The organism is Pseudogracilibacillus sp. SE30717A, from assembly GCF_037071985.1.
Classification (GTDB): Bacteria; Bacillota; Bacilli; order Bacillales; family Amphibacillaceae; genus Pseudogracilibacillus.
In genome coordinates, this window is sequence record NZ_JAXHDF010000006.1 from 133,011 (window position 1) to 155,110 (window position 22,100).

Consider the following 22,100-nt stretch of genomic DNA (forward strand, 5'->3'; position numbering starts at 1 on the left):
GCAAGGTAAACTTCGAAGAGCCAATTAATATAAGAAGAATTCTGTAAGATTACGGGATTTCGGTTGTATACATAACAATTAAATATATTCCTAAGTTATCAAAATAGAATAGAGGGAAAGAATATAGTATTGATTATATAAAGTAGTGAGAAGAAACCGAAAAATGAAAAAGGATAGTAACTATATAAAAAGTATCTCTAATTCGAGACATTTTTATTGCATTCTACTTACTTGAGTAGTAAAGTGATGATAGAGAACGAAAATGAAGTCCATGGGAAGTAAATGTTTTTGCCCAATTGCTTGGTGACGAGACGAATAAAGGATATAGAAGTGATAATTCGCTTAAAGTTAAAGCGAAACAAACTAGGAGGAATGTAAAATGAACCAATTAAAAGGAATACATCATGTTACAGCTATTACAAGTAGCGCGGAAAAGAATTATGAATTTTTTACGTATGTGTTAGGAATGCGTTTAGTTAAGAAAACGGTAAATCAAGATGACATTCAAACCTATCACCTGTTTTTCGCAGATGATAAAGGAAGCCCTGGAACAGATATGACATTTTTTGATTTCCCTGGAATTCCTAAAGGTCAACATGGAACGAATGAAATTTTCAAAACATCCTTCCGTGTGCCTACTGATGCATCACTAGACTACTGGGTAAAACGTTTTGATCGCTTAGAAGTTAAGCACACTGGAATTAAAGAACAATTTGGTAAGAAAACTCTTTCTTTCGTAGATTTTGATGATCAGCAATATCAATTGATTTCCGACGAATTCAATCAAGGGGTTGAATCGGGTACCCCTTGGGAAAAAGGACCAATCCCACTGGAACATGCCATAATGGGGTTAGGACCTGTCTTTATTCGAATTGCGAACATTGATTATTTTAAGGAAGTTTTGGAAAAAGTCTTATTGTTTAAAGAGATTGATCAAGATGGATCATTTCATTTATTTGAAGTAGGGGAAGGGGGCAATGGCGCGTCGGTCATTGTAGAAGATAATACAATTCTTCCTCCTGCCCGCCAAGGATATGGTACGGTACACCATACGGCTTTTCGAGTAGAGGATCGCTCGGTTTTAGATGAATGGGATGAGCGGATGAAGAATTTTGGATTCCCTACTTCCGGTTATGTAGATCGTCACTTTTTTGAGTCCTTGTACGCAAATGTTGCCCCACAAATTTTATTTGAATTTGCTACAGACGGCCCCGGCTTTATGGGGGATGAACCGTATGAAACACTCGGGGAAAAATTATCTTTACCTCCATTCTTGGAACCAAAACGTGAAGAAATAGAAAAACTTGTTCGACCAATTGATACAGTAAGAAGCACGAAAGAATTTACTAAAGAATAAAAGCAAACTAAGATGTTAATTTTAAAAAAGCCTGCTATTCATAGATGAGACAACAGTCGTTTCATATAGTATAGATGTAAAAGCTGTTCCAATTAAATGGGAACAGCTTTTTTTCATTGCCCTAAGCCCCATAGTTGAACTGTTACTATATAAATTAACGTTTACGACAGATGCCTTTTACTCTCTTTAGGCAATATGGTTACCTTGCTTAGGATAGCTAGTTATCTATGATATAATGATAATGAAAAATAAATGAAGGAGGTGAGTATGCATGTTATTAGAGTTGATAAATGATATTCTGATTAATTCGTCTGTATTCTATATTTATTTTGGTATGTTTCTTGCTGTAATTGGACTTGGACAGCTATTTATAATACAAAAAAGTTTTTGTAAAATACAGCAGTCTATCAAATTGAATGATTATCGAAGCTTAGATGTGGATAACTCATTACTGGAGATGCCATTCGTTTGTCATGAAATATTTGTCAATTGGTTTGTAAAAACGTTTAAACGAACTGACAAGCCCAGTACGAATGAAGAAGATGAGTCTAACTCTTATTTTATATGGATTTGTAAAATAAGAGGAGGACTATTATGGAGAAAAACAGCATACTCACATCCTTTCGGAAATATAGTATTATTATTCTAGCTTTAGGTGCCTTATTTTTACTCGCTGGTTGTGGAGGGGACTTTTCACCGATCGATGAATCATCAACCGGCTTTTTTAATGAATTTATTGTATATCCTTTTTCGTTGTTAATAAAATGGATCGCTGGACTTTTAAATGGGAGCTATGGATTATCTATCATTGTCATTACGATTGCCCTTAGACTTGTCATTCTTCCATTTATGGTAAAACAGCAAAAACAAAGTAAGGCTTCACAGGAGATAATGAAAGTAATAAAGCCCGAGATCGATACGATTCAAGAAAAGTATAAAGGGAAACAGGACATGGAAGACCAACTAAGCATGCAAAAAGAATTACGTGAACTTTATCAAAAGCATGATTTTCAACCTGCAAAAATGGTTTTAGGCTGTTTACCCTTGATCATCCAAATGCCTGTTTTGATTGGCTTTTATTATGCGATCCGACGGACTCCCGAGATTGCAGAACAATCGTTTCTTTGGTTTAGTTTGGGTGAAACAGATATTCTATTAACCTTCATTGCTATTTTTATTTATTATGTTCAAGCCCGTGTAAGTTTAATAGGACTTGACCAAAATCAACAGGGGATGATGGCAATGATGGTGTATATTTCACCAGTGATGATTGGTATTATTTCCTTTATTATGCCATCTGCACTTCCATTATATTGGGCAGTTGGAGGACTTTTTATGATCTTCCAAACTATCTTCTTAAAAAAGTTCGTGTTAAATAAATAATTTTTAATCAACATCTCTTTCCGGTAACATTGCTAGGAAAGAGGTGTTTCTAATTACTGGATTATGTGTTGGTGTCAATTTGTCTTGAAGCTGGCATTCATACAATGTGAGCATAATGGTTAAAGAGGGTACATACACTTTTTATTTAAAAATAGAGTAGGGTAATAACCTACATCTGTTAGAATATATATATCATAATTAAAGGGAGTGATTACGATTTCGCGAAATAAAGAAATTAAAGCAGACGGTTCGTTTAATAGACAAAAATCTTCGTTTTCGACGCACTTTGGTACAAAACAGGAAGAATTGCCTGTTAAAAAGAATCAATATCGCTTAATTTGGGCAGCTCCTTGTCCGTGGTCACATCGGGCAGTTATTGTGAGAAAAATACTTGGCTTAGAGGATGTGATCAGTCTAGGAGAAGTTGATCCAATTCGTCCTGACGTTCCTAGAGTCGACTGGTCGTTTTCACTGGATGAAAATAAAAGAGATCCCATATTGGGGGTTAAGTATTTAAGTGAGCTTTACACAAGAGCAGATCCTAATTATATGGGACGTCCAACAGTTCCGGCAATGATTGATCTGGAAACGGAAAAAGTGGTGAACAATGATTATTTTACGTTGACAACTGATTTTGAAACCGTTTGGGCACCTTTTCATAATGAGAGTTCTCCCGACCTATACCCTCAAAACTTGCGCCAAGAGATCGATGAATTAAATGAAATGATATTTTCTGATGTAAATAATGGGGTGTACAAATGTGGGTTTGCTCAGTCACAACAGGCTTATGAGCAGGCATATGATCGTTTATTTGAACGATTGGAAGAGTTGGAACAACGTCTAGCCACTCAACGATTTTTATTTGGAGATTATATTACAGAGGCTGATGTCAGGCTTTATGTTACTTTAGTGAGGTTTGACGTTGCTTATTACAATGCTTTTAAAGCAAATAAATATCGTTTGATTGATTATCCGAATTTATGGGGATATGCACGCGATTTATACGTCACTCCTGGTTTTGGAGACACAACCGATTTTGAGGCAATTAAGAAGCATTATTATATTTCCGCTCGTCTTTCACCCGGGAGCAATAAAGAAGAGATCATTATTCCTAAGGGACCAGACTTATCGGGATGGGATGTACAGCCTAATCGAGAACATTTGAGTAATACAAAAGAAAAGTTTTTAATTTATGAAGAATAGAATGAACGAGTCAACAGGATAAATTATTTAGTTAGTTTGATTGAATTTTACCTTTACTACTATTAACAATAGGCTCTTGTTTAAAAGCTGCTTTGTTAAATAAAAATTAAATTTTTGTTTATTCATACTTAATTTACAAATTAAGCGGTGATTATATGTGATTTTTTTTACTTGGCTATCAATAATTTGTTACTCATTTTCATTCTTTATGATTTTTTCTCTCTCTCAAGATTGGAATATCACCTTTGTTGATTATCTTTATGGAATAAGTATGTTTACACCTATTTTTTTAAATATTATAAGTATTGTGAGTGCATGTTTATCCGTAAAAGGAACTATACGTAAAACTTTAGTTTTTTTAAATTCTTTGATGATTATTTACTATGGAATTTTTTGCTTTATTGCATTATACGGGTTTCAAGAACCTTAAAAATAAACCGGTCGGCTCAATTTATCTTGAGTTGACTGGTTTATTTATTAACATCTACCTATCAATTTTAATCTAAATGTAGCAGAAATTAGGATAGCTGCACGATTGCCAAGAAGCTTATTAGTTTTCCATTGCCTTCTCTTTTTGATAAATAAACGCTTTTTTATTACTAACTACTTTCTCACTAACCTACTGCCACTCTGCATAAAGGAAAACGACTCCGCATAACTCCCTAGTACTCCTAAGTTTATTTATTTCGTGCTGCAAAAGTTAAGATACTTACTTATCATTTAATCTGCCCCTTTAAACATTCGGTTCACCTTTTAAAAGTAATAAAGTAAAATAACTCATCTTTACAATATAACAATATATGGTTATAATGTTTGGAAGCTAATAACAGTTTAATAGATTGGAATAACATCCTCATTACATATGACACCTGAGAATATACAAATAAACTTGTGGAGAATGTTTAAACAAAATTAACTATTTTATAGTGAAAATAATAATTTGTAGGAAGGAATTGAGTTATGGCTCAGGTGCATGAGAAGAAGTTAAAAAAGCATAATTTACTTACCGTTTACTTTTGGGTGTTATCTTTTATGTCCCCTTATAAATGGCAACTTTTACTGCTAATTATTTGTGGGATTGTTTTAAGTGGTGTGGAATTAATTATACCTAAATTTATTCAATATTTTACTGATACTATTTTGCCGCAAAATGATATACAGCAATTCTGGCTTCTAATTAGTGTGATCATTGTATCGGTTATTGTTATGATCGGATTTACTATAGTCTTAAATTTACTTGAAAGAATCGTTCAAGAGAAATCCTCTCGAGATTTACAATATGCTATTTATGCACATTTACGTAAATTAGGTTTTGCTTATTTTGAAAAACATCCGATTGGGGAAAGTTTAGCATTAATGAATTCTGAAGTAGCTTCATTACAAGACTTTTATCGTAGATTATTCCCCTGGATGGTCAACGGTCTCATTTTTTCGAGTCTGGCGATTATTATCATGGCACAAATTAGTATGAAATTAAGTCTTATTATTTTGGCAAGTTTTTTATTATATTATATTTTTGGTTCCTCCATTGAAAAAAAAGCATCAACTTATGGTAAAAAATTATCAGATGAACGTGTTGCATTTAATCAAAAAGTATATGAGAGTGTTTCATCGCTGAATGATATACGAGTAAGTGGTGCTGAAAAATGGGATTTGAAACATTTTGTAAAGAGTTTGAGAAGCTTTAATAAGTTAATGGTTAAGACATATTTCTTTGCATATTTACGTAGTACGAACCGACGTTTGTCATACAATATTGGTGGTATTGGAATCATTATTTATGGGGTTCATTTAGTGCGAACAGGAGATATTACGACAGGGGCTTTTATTGCTTTTCTTTTATATTTTTTCCAAACAATGCATATCTTGACATCTGTTATTACATCATTAGCAGATCAGAAAGTAGTTATGTATCAAGCAGAGAAACTGTACACATTTTTACAGCAACCTGTAACTGTAAAGGAAGCAAAGGAACCCAGAGAGTTATCACAACCCGAGGGAAGAATTTCTATACAAAACATGACATTTTCTTATCCAGATGGCCCTAACGTATTACAACATTTTAACTTAGATATATCTGCTGGAGAGAAGGTAGCATTAGTTGGTGAAAGTGGTTGTGGGAAAACGACTGTTTTAAAATTACTCGGCCGTTTTTATGACCCTTCTGAAGGTAAGATTGTAATAGATGGTATATCTATTGATCAATTATCATTTGAATCATTGCGAAACAATCTTGGATTCGTTTTTCAAGAAACATATTTATTTGGAAGAACAGTTAAAGAGAATATATTGTTTGGAAATCCCGAAGCGACGGAAAAGGAAGTAGTTGAAGCAGCAAAAGCGGCCAATGCGCATAAGTTTATCGTTGATTTACCAAATGGATACGAAACATTAGTTGGTGAACGAGGGGTAAAATTATCTGGCGGACAAAAACAACGGATATCAATCGCGAGGTTGTTTCTTAAAAATCCTCCGATTCTTATTTTAGATGAGGCGACATCCGCATTAGATAATGTTAGTGAGCGTGAGGTTCAAACTGCATTAGATCAATTAATGAAAGGACGAACAACGATCACAATCGCCCACCGTCTATCTACAATAATGGATTACGATAAAATCGTCTTACTGGAAAATGGAAAAATAATGGAATCAGGTTCATATGAACAATTACTTGCGAAAAAAGAACGCTTTTTCGATTTAGCTGCTCGTAATGAAAGTGTAGGTGTTGAAATATGAAAAGTAATTTTAAGTGGATATTACCTTATGCGTTTCCAGTTAAAGGCTTACTCTTTCTAACAACTCTTTTTATGGTCATTGAGTCACTTGCAAATTTAGCAGCAATCGGTTTGCAACAATCGTTAATTGATAATGTATTATTAAAAGGTGAATATCACCTTGTTACAAAAATTATAATCTTAATCGTTATCGCGTTTTTTATACACTCAATTATGTTTACAATTGGTCCACATTTTATTCATTTAAGTGTTGCAGCCATTACCGAACATACGTCAAAAGATTTTATTAACTATATGTACAAAATCCCGACGAGAAGACTTCAACAAAAACGAACTGGTTCTTTTGTACATAATATTGTGTTTGATGCAGAACAAATTGCAGTATTATTAGGGAATGATTTACCACGTATTATCATGGAATTAACCTCATTATTATTGCTCTTTTATATTATTGGAAAAAATAGTCTAGCAATCTTATTATTTAGTGTTATTGCGATTATTGCTTATATATTGTTAGGTCATCGCTTTACGAAAAAAGTGAAAGAGGCGGCAAAAGATGTACAAAGTTCCCGTTCGGAGTTAATTGTACATATGGAAGAAGGCATCTCCTCGACCCGGGAAGTTATTGCATACCATCGAATCAAGTGGGAAAAGGCAATTTATGACCGTGTTTTCAAAAAATATTTTCGTGCGGTGATGCAAGAGGGCAAAGTCGTTAATGTTCAGATAATAAGTAGTGAACCTATAAAATGGGGAGTCATTTTATTTATATTAATTTACGGCGGCTATCTTGTCATGCAGGGAAATATGTCCTTAGGTACTTTTGTAATTATTTATCAATTTAGTAATCAGTTAGTTGGAAAGTTTCAGAGCTTATTTTATTTATCCTTAGGTTTGTCAGAGAAAATGGCATGTGTTGAAAGAGTTCGGGCAGTGATAGATGAACCGACATGGAGCGACGGGAATAAAGAGATAACAGATGAAATCCATTCACTGGAGTTGGACAATATTGAATTTGCCTATAATGAAGAATCAGAAGATTTAGTTTTAAAAAATATAAACGTATCCATCCCAATTGGGAAAAAGGTAGCTTTTGTTGGAAGTAGTGGAGGCGGTAAATCAACGATCGCTCAGCTATTGATCCGTCTATTTGAGCCTACAAAGGGACATATACTAGTGAATAATTTAGATCTTACACAGATTAGAAGGAATGATTGGACCAAAAGAGTATCAATCGTTTTTCAGGAATCATATTTATATCCTGATTCCATACGAAATAATATAATGATGGGTCATGAAGTGAGTGATGAAAGATTAATCGAAGTTTGTAAAATCTCACAAATTCACGATTATATCATTTCATTAGCTGAAGGATATGATACGGTTATTGGGGAACGTGGAGTAACACTTTCCGGTGGTCAAAGACAGCGAATTGCAATTGCGCGAGCACTCATTCAAAATCCGGAGATATTAATTTTAGATGAGGCGACTTCCGCACTAGATTTAATTACTGAAAATAAACTTCAACAGGCGGTGGATGGGTATAGAGAAGGAAAGACAACTATTATTATAGCGCATCGTTTATCAACTATTCAAAATGCAGATTGTATATTTGTAATAGATAAAGGATCAGTTATCGAACAAGGTTCACATATTGAATTACTCAAAGGTATGACAAAATATAAGTCACTTGTCATGGCAGAGCATTCGCAAGTTTAACATGTAAATTTTTTTCTCTAAGTGATTTATAACTAATATACTACGTCTGAGTAGGAAAAACTCAGACGTTTTCTATATTCTAGGTTGAATCTACATCAATATTTAGGACACTCTTACGAACTTCACTCTCCTATATAAAATAATGGTACACTTTGTATTACTAAAAAAATTTCTGAATTGGTTGTCTATGCTTAAGTAAATAAATTCAACATATTATTATTCCACTTTAATAAAGCATCCAAATAACTTGGTTGTTCTTCGTTTATTTTGGCAGCTCGGCCATTTTCCCATTCAAGTGATTCAAGAATAGATTTTGCTAGTTCAATATTTGTTTCGGTTTGTTTCTCATTTAATACAGATTCTTCTAGAATTGCTTTCGTATATTTTTCTTTATTAGCTTGAAGTTGTAATAAAAACTCAGATGTTTCTTTGTGAGTTCCTTCTCCATTGATAAATCGCTCAAAATATTCTTTATCCATATATTTTTTAGTCAGTGCATAAAAGCTTACGTCATCATTATTTGAAAGAGGACTACTATACCTTTTAAAAGGTTCTATGTCACTATTATCGATAACAACATACCCTTTTGCTCTTAAAATATCATTCTCATAATATCTATTTATTTCATCCATAAAATTTTTTGCTTCTTGTTCATCTTCAAAATAATTTTCCGCAATATATTCAGCTTGCTTGAGAGCCATCTCTCTATATGCTGCCTGTTCTTCCGCACTTTTTTCAGGCATTGAAACTGAGCTGCGAATAGCTGAAGCTAGTTCGGCAGCATAAACAGATGCGTTTTTCACTTTTCCTTCTAATGCTTTTTTAATGGTGTGATGTAACGTATTTTCAGGATAAAGAGATTCGATTCCTTCAAGATTAAAATCATCTTCAAATCGGTTATAAGAGTTTTCTTTTTCCAATTCTTCAAGTTGTCTTCTTTCAATAGCCTCTATACTATTGTATTCTTCATAAAACTTTTGGAATAAATCTCCCAACTTATCATCTTCGTTCACTTGCTTAAATTTTAATGAGTCATTATAAATATCCCATCCTTTTTGACTAATCGTTACAGATTCAGTTCTTAATGGGATGGACTCATTCTTTTTCAGGCTACCTTTGTTTATCTTCATTTTTATAAGATTATCTGTTTGCGTTTTTTGATAATCCGAATTCGTCGGCATTTTTGTTTGTATATTTTGAATATACAATAGAATCACCTCGATTTTATTCTGTAACAAAGTTCTTTCTCTATATATCGGATAAATCAAATGAAATTGTAATGGTAGTATATCAACTTCTGCTAAATCTTCCCCAAACTCTTTTTTAAACAATAAGGAGCCATAAATAAAGGGAAAGTAATGTTATAAACAATACTGGAATCGTCAATACTATACCTGTTTTGAAGTAAGTTCCCCAAGAAATTTTTACTCCTTTTTGCGATAAAACATGAAGCCATAGTAATGTAGCTAACGAACCGATTGGGGTAATTTTAGGACCTAAGTCGGCTCCAATTACATTCGCATATATGAGAGCTTCTTTTATTGCTCCTGTTGCGGATGTATCTGCTATCGCTAAAGAGTTGATTAAGATTGTAGGCAAATTGTTCATTACAGAAGAAAGTACAGCTGATAAAAACCCCATTAACATTGTAGCTAAAAACAAACCTTCATTCGCTCCATAATCGATCACCTTGGCAAGTAGTGATGTTAATCCGACATTGCGAAGACCGTAAACAACGACGTACATGCCGATTGAGAAAAAGACAATCGCCCAAGGAGCACCCTTCATAATCTGTTTCGTATTGACACTGGAACTTCGTCTAGACACGATTAAAAAGAAGATAGCTACAACCCCTGCAACAAAGGAAACAGGAATCGAGAGTAATTCACTGACAAAATAACCGGAAAGGAGCAAAACAAGAATAAACCACGATAAGCGGAATAATTTTGGATCACGAATGGCATCTGCCGGCTTTTTTAAATGTAAACTATCATATTTTTTTGGAATGTTTTTCTTAAAATATACATATAAAACAAGAATGCTCGCAATAAGCGCAAATATATTCGGTACAACCATATGTTTCGCATATTCTGAAAAACCAATCCCAAAGTAGTCTGCCGAGATAATATTTACCAAATTACTTACGATTAATGGCAAGGATGTCGTATCGGCGATAAAGCCACTTGCTATAATAAAAGGAAACACCATTTTTTCATCGAAATTCAGTGCTCTTACCATCGCTAAAACAATTGGTGTTAATATAAGTGCGGCACCATCATTTGCGAAAAAGGCAGCCACAATTGCTCCTAATACGGATACATAGATAAACATCATGACTCCGTTACCTTTTGCTACTCTAGCCATATGTAGAGCTGCCCATTCAAAATATCCTATCTCATCAAGAATTAATGAAATGATAATGATAGCAATAAATGCTAGAGTAGCGTTCCAAACGATATTTGTTACCTCCCATACATCTTGGAAGTCTACTACTCCAACGATTAGTGCCAAAACAGCTCCTCCGCATGCTGACCAGCCGATAGATAAGTTTCGTGGTTGCCATATAACAAATGTAAGGGTAACTAAAAATATTATGATCGCTAAAATTGTCTGTAACATGTATTCATCCCCAAATTATTCGCATATTATTGTTAATCCTTGTTGTTCTAACCAAACCAACTTTTCATCTTGGTTTGGAAGATGAGTTAACACATCCTGGAGAAGTAAATAGAATTTACTCTCTTGATTTAATGAATAAATTATCCACTTTCCACTTCTTCGTTCATTTACCAATCCTGCTTCTTTTAATCTACGTACATGTTGGCTAATCGCAGGTTGAGTCAATTGAAAAATCTCTACAAACTCGCAAACACAGCAGTCTTTTATCTGCATGAGTTGAAGCATCGATAATCTAGTTTTATCTCCTAGTAATTTTAAAATCATTGCCGTTTCTTCTATTTTATCTTTTTCCATCTCCTCACCTCAAACAACGGTTATATAAGCAATTGCTTATATGATAACTTCTATATATGAAGATATCAAATTAAAATTTTGGGTTTTAGGGGGGAGAGTTTCACATAGTTGATGACGTCTTGAAAAATTTAAAAAGTTAGCAGCCATAAAAGTGTTACTATGTATGGAGGCCTATAAATAAAAAAGAATGTGAATTTTATTGGTAAAATCACATTCTCCTATATTCTAAACTTATATATATGAAATTAATAGCCCACCTAAAGCTCCTGCTATGACGATCACCCAAGGTGGTAATTTCCAAAAGACTAACATACCAAACAAAATAGATGCCAATGCAAAATCAATTGGTGCTAATATAGAGCTTGTCCAGATCGGTTGATAAAGTGCAGAAATCAGGAGACCGACAACTGAAGCATTTACTCCCATTAACGCTCCTTTGATTTTAGGGTTGCTGCGCAATGAGTTCCAAAAAGGTAAAGTCCCTAAAATTAGTAAAAAAGCAGGTAAAAAGATTGCGAAAGTTGCTAACAAACCTCCTTGCCATCCATTCATAACAGCACCAAGATAAGCGGCAAAGGTAAATAAGGGACCTGGGACAGCTTGAGCCACGCCATAGCCTGCAAGGAATTCTTGTTCACTTAGCCATCCAGTCGGAACAAATTCCTGTTCTAGTAAGGGTAAGACAACATGCCCTCCACCGAAAACTAGAGAACCTGAACGGTAAAAACTATCTATAAAAGCCATCCAATCTAATGTTGTAATTTCTCTTAGAATGGGAAGAAGTAGTAGCAATCCAAAGAACAGAGATAAGCATATCAATCCGAAACGACGCGAAACAGGAAAATCTGTGGCAGATGCCTTTTCATCTTCTACAATCTGTTGCCTGTATATTAAAAATCCTAGAAATCCGGCAATTAAAATTACTCCAACTTGCGTAAAAGCTGTTTGCCATAATAGGGTAACTACCAATGCAAATAATGCGATCGTTTTCCTCTTAGTGTCGGGTGTTAAACTTTTAGCCATCCCTAAAATTGCATGCGTAACTACAACAACAGCTACTATCTTTAATCCGTGGATCCAACCAGCAGTTCCGACATCAAACGTATCAAGAAGTAAAGCGAATAGGATAAGAGCAATGACTGATGGAAGGGTAAAACCTATAAATGCTAAAATCCCTCCTAGAACTCCAGCCCGCATTACGCCGATACCGATTCCTACTTGGCTGCTAGCGGGGCCAGGTAAGAATTGACATAAGGCTACTAGATCTGCATAACTTTTTTCATCCATCCATTTTCTTCGGCGAATATATTCTTCATGAAAGTAACCTAAATGTGCTACTGGCCCGCCAAATGAAGTTAGCCCAAGCCTGGTTGAAACAAATAATATTTCAATTAATGATGTAAGTTTATTTTCCTTCAAGCTCTTTTTACACTTCCTTCCATTTATTTATTTTGTCCATCACACTAGACCTCCATTATGTTTACCGAAAATGGATTCTACTATCAATAAGATAGCAACGATAATTTACTAGTTCAACCGCTTTAACTAAATTTTACATTCTTTTAACATTTGCTTTCTTTATAAGTCGATCGACTTCTAGAAAAAATCTACATTAAGTAAGATCTTAGTAAGTGTAATAAACTGTACATACAAAGAATCAAATGTTGCTAGGTTCAAAAATTCAGACAAAGCAAAATTTAATAGGAAGTATCTGCTTTTTCAACTTTACTTGTACCCCGTAAGGGTATATTATTGTATGTAATAAGTTATTTTACTATAGGAGAAACGTATATGATTAACTATGACATTGTAGTAGTTGGGGCTGGGCAAGCTGGTCTGGCAATCGGATATTATTTGAAACAGGCAGGGATATCTTATGTTTTAATAGATGAAAAACAAAGAATCGGTGATTCGTGGAGACATCGATATGATTCTTTAGTGTTATTTACACCACGTAAGTATAGTTCATTACCAGGTTTAGAAATGAGTGGTTGTCCAGAAGGATTTCCGACAAAAGATGAAATGGCTAATTATTTAGAAGCCTATGTGGAACATTTTAACCTGTCTATTAAATTAAATACCTTAGTTAAGCAGATCGACAAAAAAAGTAGCCTCTTTGAAATAACAACTAACCAAGAAGTTATTAAAACAAAAGAAGTTGTCATTGCTACAGGCGCCTTTCAAAAACCTTTTATTCCTTCCGTAAAAACTGGCAGTGACGATGGGATACTACATATTCATTCTTCAAACTATGTTTCACCAAATCAAATACCTGATGGATCTGTACTAGTAGTTGGCGGTGGTAATTCGGGAGCACAAATTGCTGTTGAATTAGCGCAAGAAAGAGATGTTTCTTTAGCTATTAGTCATCCATTAAAATTTTTACCACTACGTTTTTTAGGGAAAAGTATTTTCAAATGGCTTGATTTTGTAGGTTTATTATATGCGGGACTTGATACAAAAAGAGGTCGTTGGTTTCAAAAACAAAGCGATCCTATTTTTGGGTATGATCTAAAAAAGTTAATAAATGAAGGTAAAATTAAGATTAAGGATAGAGTCATGCAAGTGACAGGTAAAGAAGTAGTATTTCAAAATGAAGAGAAGCTATATTATGAAACGATAATTTGGGCAACTGGATTTGTACCAAATTACGAGTGGATAAATATTGATGGTGCGATTTCTTCAAAAGGAAAACCTATACATACAAGAGGAGTAAGTCCAATAAAAGGCTTGTATTTTATTGGACTGCCGTGGCAATACCAGCGGGGTTCAGCGTTAATTTGCGGTGTGGGACGAGATGCTGAATATTTAATGCCAAATATTTTACATGAACATTTTCAGAATGGCACTGAGGAGAGGAGAAATAATAAATGAAAAAGAGGAAAGTTGGAATTTTACTGTTTGATTATGTAGATGTTTTAGATTTTACTGGCCCCGCGGAAGTGTTATCATTAACTGCTAATAATAAAATGGAACAAGCAGTTACACTTTATAAAAAAAACTTATTACCTACAAGACCATTTCAAGTATTCACTATTTCTGAATTGGGAACAGCGATAAAAACGCACTCAGGGATAAAAGTAACACCTGATTTTAGTATTGATAATAGTCCAGAATTGGATATTTTGATTGTGCCAGGTGGTCCGTTAAGAGCGGTACAATCGATTGTTAAAAAACAAAAAATAAAAGATTGGATTGTCAAACATAGAAATATTGAATATATATGTTCCGTCTGCACAGGAGCATATATTTTAGGTGGAACGGGCTTGTTAGATGAAAAAAAGGCTACAACTCATCATTTGGCGTTAAACAATTTACAAGAGGTGTATCCTAAGATTCGAGTTATTTCTGATAGAAGAGTTGTTCATGATGGTAACCTCTTGACATCTGGTGGGGTTTCTTCAGGAATTAACATGGCAATTTATCTTGTAGAGCAGATTTTAGGTAAGACTGCTTCAGAAAGAATAGCAACCACAATTGAATTTTTATCTAGATAATTTAAAGATGATTGATTATAAAATAAGAATAGAGTTCAATCATCCTTTATTAAGAGGTTCAACAATTAGACATATGAAAAAGATATCTCCATTTGAGGTTTAAAGTATTCAAGATATGAAAAACAATCAAATGTTTTTTGAGCCATTAATAAATAGAGCGAGTAGCATAAAGCGGTAACCTTAACAATTAGATTGTCGATCACAAATCATCTATAATGGAAGATAGCAAGTAGTTTGAGTTGAGGGAATGAATAGCATGTTAACAATCGAGAATCTTAAAAAATCATATGGTGAAAAACTTTTATTTGAACATATACAATCAACGATAACTGACAATGAACGAATCGGATTGATTGGTGTGAATGGAACGGGAAAGTCGACTTTATTAAAAATTATAGCAGGATTAGAACCAGCAGATGAAGGGGAGATCATTCATCCGAAAGAGTATACGATCGAATATTTGCCGCAAAATCCAGAATTTGATGAAGAAGTAACTGTACTAGACTATATTTACGCTGGAGACGTCAAAGTAATGCAAGTGTTGCGTGATTATGAGCAAGGATTATTAGTATTAGAAAAGAATCCAAATGATGAAGTGGCACAAAATCGATTGCTCGATTTACAACAAGATATGGATAAATATGATGCATGGGAAGCAAGTACGATTGCCAAAACGGTGTTATCAAAAATGGGAATTTTTCAATTTGAAGCGAATGTCACTCATTTATCTGGCGGTCAGAAAAAGCGGGTGGCTATCGCGAAGGCATTAATTCAGCCGGCAGATTTATTAATTTTAGATGAACCGACAAACCATTTGGATAATGACACAATTGTCTGGCTGGAAAAACATCTCGAAAGTTACAAAGGAGCCTTATTACTTGTCACACATGATCGGTATTTTTTAAATCGTGTCACAAACAAAATATATGAACTAGAACATGGAAAGCTTTATATGTATGAAGGAAATTACGAATTGTTTTTGGAAAAGAAGCTGGAAAGAGAAGAACTTGAACAAAACCTGCAGCAAAAACATCGAAATACGTTGCGAAGAGAAATAGCTTGGTTGAAACGAGGGGCGAGAGCGAGATCTACAAAACAAAAAGCCCGGATCGATCGCATTGATGTGTTAAAAAAACAAACCTTTCACACGAACGATGACAATATTGAAATTCAAGTTGGTGCCACCCGTCTTGGAAAACAAGTAATTGAATTGAAATCAATTAGTAAAACACTTGGTGATAAAATATTGTGGGAAAACTTTAACATGTTAATTACACCTGATGATCGTATCGGTATCATTGGACCAAATGGAGCAGGGAAGTCAACACTGCTAAATATTATTGCGGGGCGATTAAATCCGGATGAAGGAGAAGTCATCATTGGTGAGACGGTAAAAATCGGTTACTATACTCAAGGCGAAGAAGAATTAGATGATGATCTTAGAGTGATTGAATATATTAAGGAGATTGCAGAAGTTATTCAGACGAAAGAGGGAAAGGTAATTACTGCAGAGCAAATGTTGGAGCGTTTTTTATTTTCCCGACCGAAGCAATGGACGTATATTAGCAGTTTATCAGGCGGTGAAAAAAGACGTTTATATTTATTAAAAATACTAATGCAAGAACCAAATGTAATTGTCTTTGATGAACCAACAAATGATTTGGATATTAAAACATTAGGAATATTGGAAGAATATTTAGATCATTTTCCAGGAGTTGTTTTAACTGTGTCACATGATCGGTACTTTTTAGATCATGTAGTAGATGAGTTAATTGTCTTTAATGGCAATGGAGGAGTTAGTCATTTTTATGGGAATTACAGTGAATATGCTTCCCATATGCAGCAAAAAACTTCTAAACAAATAGAGAAGAAATCCCAGCTGCCTAAAAAGATAGAGAAAAAAGTTAAAACGAAACTGTCTTATCATGAACAAAAAGAATGGGATGTTATAGAGGATGAAATTACAGAGTTAGAAGAAAAACTTGAACTACTACAAGATGAAATTGCGTCTAAGGGAAGTGACTATACTCAAGTACAGGAGCTTTTTAAGGAACAGCAAGAGCTAGAAAATAAATTAGAAGCAAAAATGGAAAGATGGGAAGAGCTATCTTTACTTGTAGAAAGTTTTAAAAAATAAAATTAATTTCGGTAGTTAAAATAAATTTCCGAGCAATGATTTATTTCCTATTGAAACATCGCTCGGATTTTCATTTCGTTTTTATTAGCCTATATTCATTTGACCTTATGGGAGAAAGGACATTTTCCTTTAATCGGTTTAATATCATCTCCGATAAAATATTGTTTCCATTCCCGATGTTCTGGGTCACCATAGTGGTTAATATTTGGATGTTTCGGAAGTTGATCCCACTTTTCTACTCGCTTTCGAATCGTTTCGCGAGCTTTTTTACCCTCTTCCGTTGTTCCTTCGATTCCGTTAAAAATTCTTCTAGGTTGGAACCCCATTATTAAACTTTTACCTAAATTTCTTGTTTTCCGTTGTTTATATGCCGGAGTGTTTCCAAATACAAAAAAAGGTTCTCCTGCAAAGGAAAAGTTCCACATTGCATGATCCGGATCTTTCGGTATTTGCTCAGGCCAGTCTGCTTGATCTTGTTCATGTAAATAATTAAGTACATTCCAGAAATAGTCTCGGTAATAGGACAAAGACTTTCCTTCTTTTTCCGGTTCGATAAAAAGGAAAAAACCGTAACGGATTAACCGGTCAGTTTTATCAAATAAAGTAAGGAATTCCTCTAACGCCTTTGGGAGCTGTGACCAGTCATCTTGTGAAATATAAGAATAGCGTAATTCCCCTCTTTTATGGGCAGCAAGCCCGAACGTGCAAGGAAAAGTTTTATCTGAAACTATTTGATCGAATGTATGAAATTCTTCAATTACCCAATTAGGAACAAAATCAGGATTTTTCATATCTTCTTTACTGTATAAAAATTTTTCTGCTGTTTTCATATGCACACCTCTCTTATTTATTGTTGTTTTACCCTGTTTTCAGCTTAGAAAAACAAAGCTAAGGGAATATAAAAGTGGAAGTCTTTTTCTATAATTAAAATCTATTCCTTAGTCTTAAAATAAGAACTATAGTACATTAGTAAAAAGATCATAATTAAGGAGAGCGTATAATGGAAATTCAATCAATTGCTGCAGCACAACAGTTTAATGAAAATAGATTTACAAAAATTGATATGATTAAAACGAAATCGAGTGTTGTTTTTATGTTGAATTTTTTACCAGGTCAACAAATGAAGCCCCATAACCACCCTAACCGCGAATTATACTTGCATGTTTTAGAAGGAGAAGGCACTCTCTTGATAGATAATGAAGAAATTGTTGTGAAACAAGGAGAACTTATTTATTGTAATGCTGAAGAAAAAATCGGATTTATAAATACGAGTGAAACTAACGTTTCAATTTATGCTACGATGAATAAAATGGAGGATTAACATTGTCCTACTTATTAAGCCTTGAGATTAACACTTTTAGGTTAATATAGTTTAAAATTAAATAGATAGCTCGGTTCTTGTCGAACTGAGCTATTTATTTAATTTTGAAAAATCTTCCTCTAAGAAATAACTTACCATTGCGGAAACATTTATAAAGCCTTTAAGAAAAGAGGTTATCACAGTGAATCAAAAAACTAAGCTGTCGGAAACATTACAAAAGTTAGAAGATATTGAGCTAGCTTTAAATGAGTCTTCTATTGTTGCAATTACAGATAATAAAGGAGTTATCCAATTTGCAAATGAAAAATTTTGCGAAATGTCTAAATATAGTTTGAAAGAATTAATAGGGAGTAAGCAAAGTATCGTTAATTCCGGATACCATAGTAGAGATTTTTTTAAGGAAATGTGGAGAACAATTGGTACAGGGAATGTTTGGAAAGGTGAAATAAAAAACAAAGCGAAAGATGGAACATTTTATTGGGTAAACACAACAATCGTTCCTTTTTTAAAAGAGAATGGTAAACCATTCAAATATGTTTCGATCCGCCACGATATAACGAAACGGAAAGAATATGAAGAAACGATCAAACAAATGGCATTTTATGATCCTTTAACTTCATTGCCAAATCGTAACGCATTAACTGAATGGATAACGAAAGAGGCAATGGAAGTTGGAGAATCAATTACAGTTCTTTTTATGGATATTGATCGTTTTAAATCTATTAATGATAATTTTGGCCACCGAACAGGGGATAAAATATTAAATGAAGTTGCTAAAAGATTGCAAAACTGTATCACTTCTTTTGATTTTATCGTTAGACAAGGTGGAGATGAATTTATTGTATTTTTGAAAGAACTAAGTGACCAACAAGAAATTATGACAGTTGTTGATAAAATTAAAGAGCAGTTCAATTTGCCTTTTTTTATTAATGGTAAAAAAATTGCCACCTCTACAAGTATTGGAATCAGTATGAATACTTTAGAGGACAAAGAAATTGAACTATTAAGTTTTATAGAGGCAACGATTAGACAAGCGGATACAGCGATGTATCATGCAAAGAGAAATGGTGGTAACTCACATTGTTTTAACACGTTTGATCAAAATAAAGAAATGGAAAGATATTACTTATTAGACCAAGAAGTAAAATATGCGTTAGGACAAAATCAATTTTCCATTCTCTATCATCCCCTTGTTAGTTTGAAAGATAATAAGATTAATGGAGTAGAGGCATTATTACGTTGGAACAATAAGAAACTAGGATCCGTATCTCCGGTAGAATTTATTCCAATTTTAGAAGAGCTTGGTCTCATTATTCCAGTTGGTAAATGGGTTCTAAAATCAGTCTGCAAGCAAATGAAGTCATGGCATGATAATGGGGTTCATATAAACAGAGCCTCCGTAAATGTTTCGCCAGTCCAATTTAGAAGCCAAAATTTTGTAAATGATGTAAAAGAAATATTACAAGAAACCGGACTGGAAGCAAAATATTTGGAAATGGAAATTACGGAAGGCACGATTTTAAACATAAAAAATCCAGAAGGAACTTTGTCTGAATTGAGAGATTTGGGTGTCTCTATTTCCATCGATGACTTCGGAACCGGTTATTCATCCTTGAGTTATTTAAAACGCCTACCTGTTAATACGATAAAAATAGATAAATCATTTATCGATGATTTAGACATCGAGGGTGAAGTAATCGTAGATACAATTATCTCAATGGGAAAAAATCTTAAGTATAATGTAGTAGCTGAAGGTATAGAAAACGCAGAACAAGCATCTTATTTGAAAGCTCAAAATTGTCATGAAGGACAAGGGTATTTTTGGAGTAAGCCTATAGAAGCAAAGCGAATAACTAAACTCTATGAAGAACAGGTTTCTTCCATTAATGTTAAATGACTTTTTATATAAGATTTCCCATTTGAACACTGTTTCTATTATACTAGGAAAGAAAATAAAATTGGTTAGTAGTAGGGGGAGGAGTCTCCGTTGAGTCATATAAAAGGAGAAACATTTGAAGTAGACATTCATCGATTGGATGATAAAGGAGCAGGACAAGCAGTTGTTTGGCGTAAAAACGAAGAAGGTAATGAAAGAAAATTAAAACTTACCATTCCATATACGCTTCCCGGCGAGAAAGTTCGCGTGACAGTTGAACAACCACATAAACGTCGTTGGAAAAGTAAGGCGGACACAGTTCTTGAAGGACATTCAAAACGGGTAGATGCTAGATGCCCACATTTTGAAAGCTGTGGTGGATGTGTATGGCAACATTGGAGTTATGAAGGACAGCTTGAAGAAAAAACGAATTATGTGAAAACGGTATTACACAATCAAGGATTTGATTCAGAAGTTGTTAAAGATACAATTGGGATGGAAGAGCCATGGTATTACCGCAACAAAATGGAGTTTACCTTTGCAGTTGATGGATCACTTGGATTGCATGAACAAGGGAATTATCAGCGAATCATCCCTTTAGAAACATGTTTTATCATGAAACAGGAAATGAAAGAAGCAGTTTTAGAAGTAGCACAATGGGTAAAAGAAAATCAGTTGTCTGGTTATCATAAAGAAAAAAGGGAAGGGCTTCTTCGTCATGTGATGGTTCGCCAATCTTTTCATACAGAAGAAATACTGTTAGCTATTTTTGCAACAGAAGGACCGGATAAGGTTTCAGGAATCGACGACTTAACTGAACGTATTGAAAAGAAATTTCCTCAGGTCAAAAGCCTATTATGGTTAGAAAACCGAAACTGGGCAGATCGAACACAGGCAGAAGAAACGCATGTATTGTCAGGTCGAGATTTTATTTATGATGAATTAATGGGTTATCGCTACCGATTATGGTTTGATACATTTTTCCAAACGAACCCAGCGCAAGCTGAAAAACTGGTCGAACTTGCTCTTCAGATGGCAGAACCAAAACCGACTGAAAAAATGATCGATCTATTTTGTGGGGTCGGAACATTTTCTTTACCGTTCGCAAATAGGGTGAAAGAACTTGCTGGGATAGAAATTGTGGAAACGTCGATTGAATCTGCAAAAAGAAATGCGGAGGACAATGGTATTACGAATACTCACTTTTTAGCAAAAGATGCACGTCATGGGATCGATGAAGTATTAGGCCATTTTGGTAAACCTGATTTATTACTCGTTGATCCCCCTCGTTCTGGAGCAGGTGGTAAAGTAATGCGCCGAATCGGGCGTTCTAAGCCAATTCGAATTGTCTATGTGTCATGTAACCCCGCATCCTTCGCAGTAGATATTAAAGAATTAGAAGCATTTGGCTATACATTACAGACAGTTCAACCTGTGGACTTGTTTCCACACACGTATCATGTGGAGTTGGTGGCGTTGCTACAAAGAGAAACTATATAGAAATCTTTAGTTTTAAACACTTTCACAAGCATTTCGTGTTTGTAGGAGAAGGTGAAAAAACGAGAAATAAAGTACTGAAAAACCACATTACTGTACTAGTGGTAATTGATCTGGGGAGTGGGGACACAACAGAATAATTATAAAAATTATTTCATAATTGATGATACTAATTTTAACGGCAGTTGTAAGATAAGGAAATTTACAGTCGCCGTTTTTCCTTTTAAAACGAATAGTGATTTATCGATATAGAAACTAGTGAAGATTATAGCAGTAACCAATATAACTCAAACAAAAATATCAAAGTGGCCCAGTCATATGTGGTAGAATTATTTGGACCCTAGCTATTATTATTTACAAGAAATAATGGAAGGCTTTAAGTGATTATTGTAAGCCTATCCT

17 protein-coding genes are annotated in these 22,100 nt (G+C 34.2%); 12 read left to right on the forward strand and 5 right to left on the reverse strand.

Annotated elements, in window-relative coordinates; genetic code table 11:
• The first annotated feature begins 379 nt into the window (after positions 1-379).
• From SPD48_RS11220 to SPD48_RS11245, 6 genes are all read left to right on the forward strand, one after another.
• Complete coding sequence (locus tag SPD48_RS11220; protein ID WP_336258197.1) at positions 380-1,357, forward strand: ring-cleaving dioxygenase; 978 nt, start codon at positions 380-382, stop codon at positions 1,355-1,357.
• 271 nt (positions 1,358-1,628) lie between these two features.
• Positions 1,629-2,006, forward strand: coding sequence for a hypothetical protein (locus SPD48_RS11225; RefSeq protein WP_336258198.1), 378 nt, complete (start codon positions 1,629-1,631; stop codon positions 2,004-2,006).
• The gene (gene yidC, locus SPD48_RS11230; RefSeq protein WP_336258199.1) at positions 1,952-2,740 is read left to right on the forward strand and encodes a membrane protein insertase YidC; all 789 of its coding nucleotides are present in this window, start codon (positions 1,952-1,954) and stop codon (positions 2,738-2,740) included. The genes SPD48_RS11225 and yidC overlap by 55 nt, the downstream gene beginning before the upstream one ends.
• A gap of 207 nt (positions 2,741-2,947) precedes the next feature.
• Positions 2,948-3,943 (forward strand): glutathione S-transferase family protein, encoded by a 996-nt coding sequence (locus SPD48_RS11235; protein WP_336258200.1) that lies wholly within the window; start codon positions 2,948-2,950, stop codon positions 3,941-3,943.
• Positions 3,944-4,903: 960 nt separating this feature from the next.
• Entirely contained in the window at positions 4,904-6,679 is a 1,776-nt protein-coding gene (locus SPD48_RS11240) for an ABC transporter ATP-binding protein (protein WP_336258201.1), read from the forward strand.
• Positions 6,676-8,397, forward strand: coding sequence for an ABC transporter ATP-binding protein (locus tag SPD48_RS11245; RefSeq protein WP_336258202.1), 1,722 nt, complete (start codon positions 6,676-6,678; stop codon positions 8,395-8,397). The genes SPD48_RS11240 and SPD48_RS11245 overlap by 4 nt, the downstream gene beginning before the upstream one ends.
• A 191-nt stretch (positions 8,398-8,588) precedes the next feature.
• On the opposite strand, the gene SPD48_RS11250 is transcribed toward SPD48_RS11245, so the two are convergent.
• The 4 genes from SPD48_RS11250 to SPD48_RS11265 all read right to left on the reverse strand — a co-directional run bounded on the left by SPD48_RS11250 (position 8,589) and on the right by SPD48_RS11265 (position 12,789).
• A complete protein-coding gene (locus SPD48_RS11250) occupies positions 8,589-9,728 on the reverse strand; it encodes a hypothetical protein (RefSeq protein WP_336258203.1) in 1,140 nt (379 codons plus the stop codon).
• Positions 9,721-11,016, reverse strand: coding sequence for an arsenic transporter (locus SPD48_RS11255; RefSeq protein WP_336258204.1), 1,296 nt, complete (start codon positions 11,014-11,016; stop codon positions 9,721-9,723). Before SPD48_RS11255 ends, SPD48_RS11250 begins: the two co-directional genes overlap by 8 nt.
• A gap of 15 nt (positions 11,017-11,031) precedes the next feature.
• A complete protein-coding gene (locus SPD48_RS11260) occupies positions 11,032-11,370 on the reverse strand; it encodes an ArsR/SmtB family transcription factor (protein WP_336258205.1) in 339 nt (112 codons plus the stop codon).
• A gap of 231 nt (positions 11,371-11,601) precedes the next feature.
• On the reverse strand, positions 11,602-12,789 hold the full coding sequence (locus tag SPD48_RS11265) for a chromate transporter (RefSeq protein ID WP_336258206.1): 1,188 nt from the start codon (positions 12,787-12,789) through the stop codon (positions 11,602-11,604).
• A gap of 372 nt (positions 12,790-13,161) precedes the next feature.
• Between SPD48_RS11265 and SPD48_RS11270 the strand changes: the two genes are divergently transcribed.
• From SPD48_RS11270 to SPD48_RS11280, 3 genes are all read left to right on the forward strand, one after another.
• A complete protein-coding gene (locus SPD48_RS11270) occupies positions 13,162-14,244 on the forward strand; it encodes a flavin-containing monooxygenase (RefSeq protein ID WP_336258207.1) in 1,083 nt (360 codons plus the stop codon).
• Positions 14,241-14,867, forward strand: coding sequence for a DJ-1/PfpI family protein (locus tag SPD48_RS11275; RefSeq protein WP_336258208.1), 627 nt, complete (start codon positions 14,241-14,243; stop codon positions 14,865-14,867). The genes SPD48_RS11270 and SPD48_RS11275 overlap by 4 nt, the downstream gene beginning before the upstream one ends.
• Before the next feature lie 256 nt (positions 14,868-15,123).
• Entirely contained in the window at positions 15,124-17,004 is a 1,881-nt protein-coding gene (locus SPD48_RS11280; RefSeq protein ID WP_336258372.1) for an ABC-F family ATP-binding cassette domain-containing protein, read from the forward strand.
• 95 nt (positions 17,005-17,099) lie between these two features.
• Here SPD48_RS11280 and SPD48_RS11285 read toward each other — a convergent pair whose 3' ends face one another.
• Positions 17,100-17,834, reverse strand: a complete 735-nt coding sequence (locus SPD48_RS11285; RefSeq protein ID WP_336258209.1) for a YqcI/YcgG family protein — start codon at positions 17,832-17,834, stop codon at positions 17,100-17,102.
• Positions 17,835-18,004: 170 nt separating this feature from the next.
• On the opposite strand from SPD48_RS11285, the gene SPD48_RS11290 reads away from it, so the two are divergent.
• The 3 genes from SPD48_RS11290 to rlmD all read left to right on the forward strand — a co-directional run bounded on the left by SPD48_RS11290 (position 18,005) and on the right by rlmD (position 21,701).
• A complete protein-coding gene (locus tag SPD48_RS11290) occupies positions 18,005-18,325 on the forward strand; it encodes a cupin domain-containing protein (protein ID WP_336258210.1) in 321 nt (106 codons plus the stop codon).
• A 181-nt stretch (positions 18,326-18,506) separates the two neighbouring features.
• Complete coding sequence (locus tag SPD48_RS11295; protein WP_336258211.1) at positions 18,507-20,222, forward strand: sensor domain-containing protein; 1,716 nt, start codon at positions 18,507-18,509, stop codon at positions 20,220-20,222.
• Positions 20,223-20,312: 90 nt separating this feature from the next.
• Positions 20,313-21,701, forward strand: coding sequence for a 23S rRNA (uracil(1939)-C(5))-methyltransferase RlmD (gene rlmD / locus SPD48_RS11300; protein WP_336258212.1), 1,389 nt, complete (start codon positions 20,313-20,315; stop codon positions 21,699-21,701).
• Positions 21,702-22,100 lie beyond the last annotated feature (399 nt).

Bases quoted from the DNA above. Each gene is read 5' to 3' on its own strand.
- SPD48_RS11225 (WP_336258198.1), top strand. From the start codon at position 1,629: ATGTTATTAGAGTTGATAAATGATATTCTGATTAATTCGTCTGTATTC.
- SPD48_RS11290 (WP_336258210.1), top strand. From the start codon at position 18,005: ATGGAAATTCAATCAATTGCTGCAGCACAACAGTTTAATGAAAATAGA.
- SPD48_RS11260 (WP_336258205.1), bottom strand. From the start codon at position 11,370: ATGGAAAAAGATAAAATAGAAGAAACGGCAATGATTTTAAAATTACTA.
- SPD48_RS11275 (WP_336258208.1), top strand. From the start codon at position 14,241: ATGAAAAAGAGGAAAGTTGGAATTTTACTGTTTGATTATGTAGATGTT.
- SPD48_RS11240 (WP_336258201.1), top strand. From the start codon at position 4,904: ATGGCTCAGGTGCATGAGAAGAAGTTAAAAAAGCATAATTTACTTACC.
- SPD48_RS11220 (WP_336258197.1), top strand. From the start codon at position 380: ATGAACCAATTAAAAGGAATACATCATGTTACAGCTATTACAAGTAGC.
- SPD48_RS11280 (WP_336258372.1), top strand. From the start codon at position 15,124: ATGTTAACAATCGAGAATCTTAAAAAATCATATGGTGAAAAACTTTTA.
- SPD48_RS11270 (WP_336258207.1), top strand. From the start codon at position 13,162: ATGATTAACTATGACATTGTAGTAGTTGGGGCTGGGCAAGCTGGTCTG.
- SPD48_RS11245 (WP_336258202.1), top strand. From the start codon at position 6,676: ATGAAAAGTAATTTTAAGTGGATATTACCTTATGCGTTTCCAGTTAAA.
- SPD48_RS11255 (WP_336258204.1), bottom strand. From the start codon at position 11,016: ATGTTACAGACAATTTTAGCGATCATAATATTTTTAGTTACCCTTACA.
- SPD48_RS11285 (WP_336258209.1), bottom strand. From the start codon at position 17,834: ATGAAAACAGCAGAAAAATTTTTATACAGTAAAGAAGATATGAAAAAT.
- yidC (WP_336258199.1), top strand. From the start codon at position 1,952: ATGGAGAAAAACAGCATACTCACATCCTTTCGGAAATATAGTATTATT.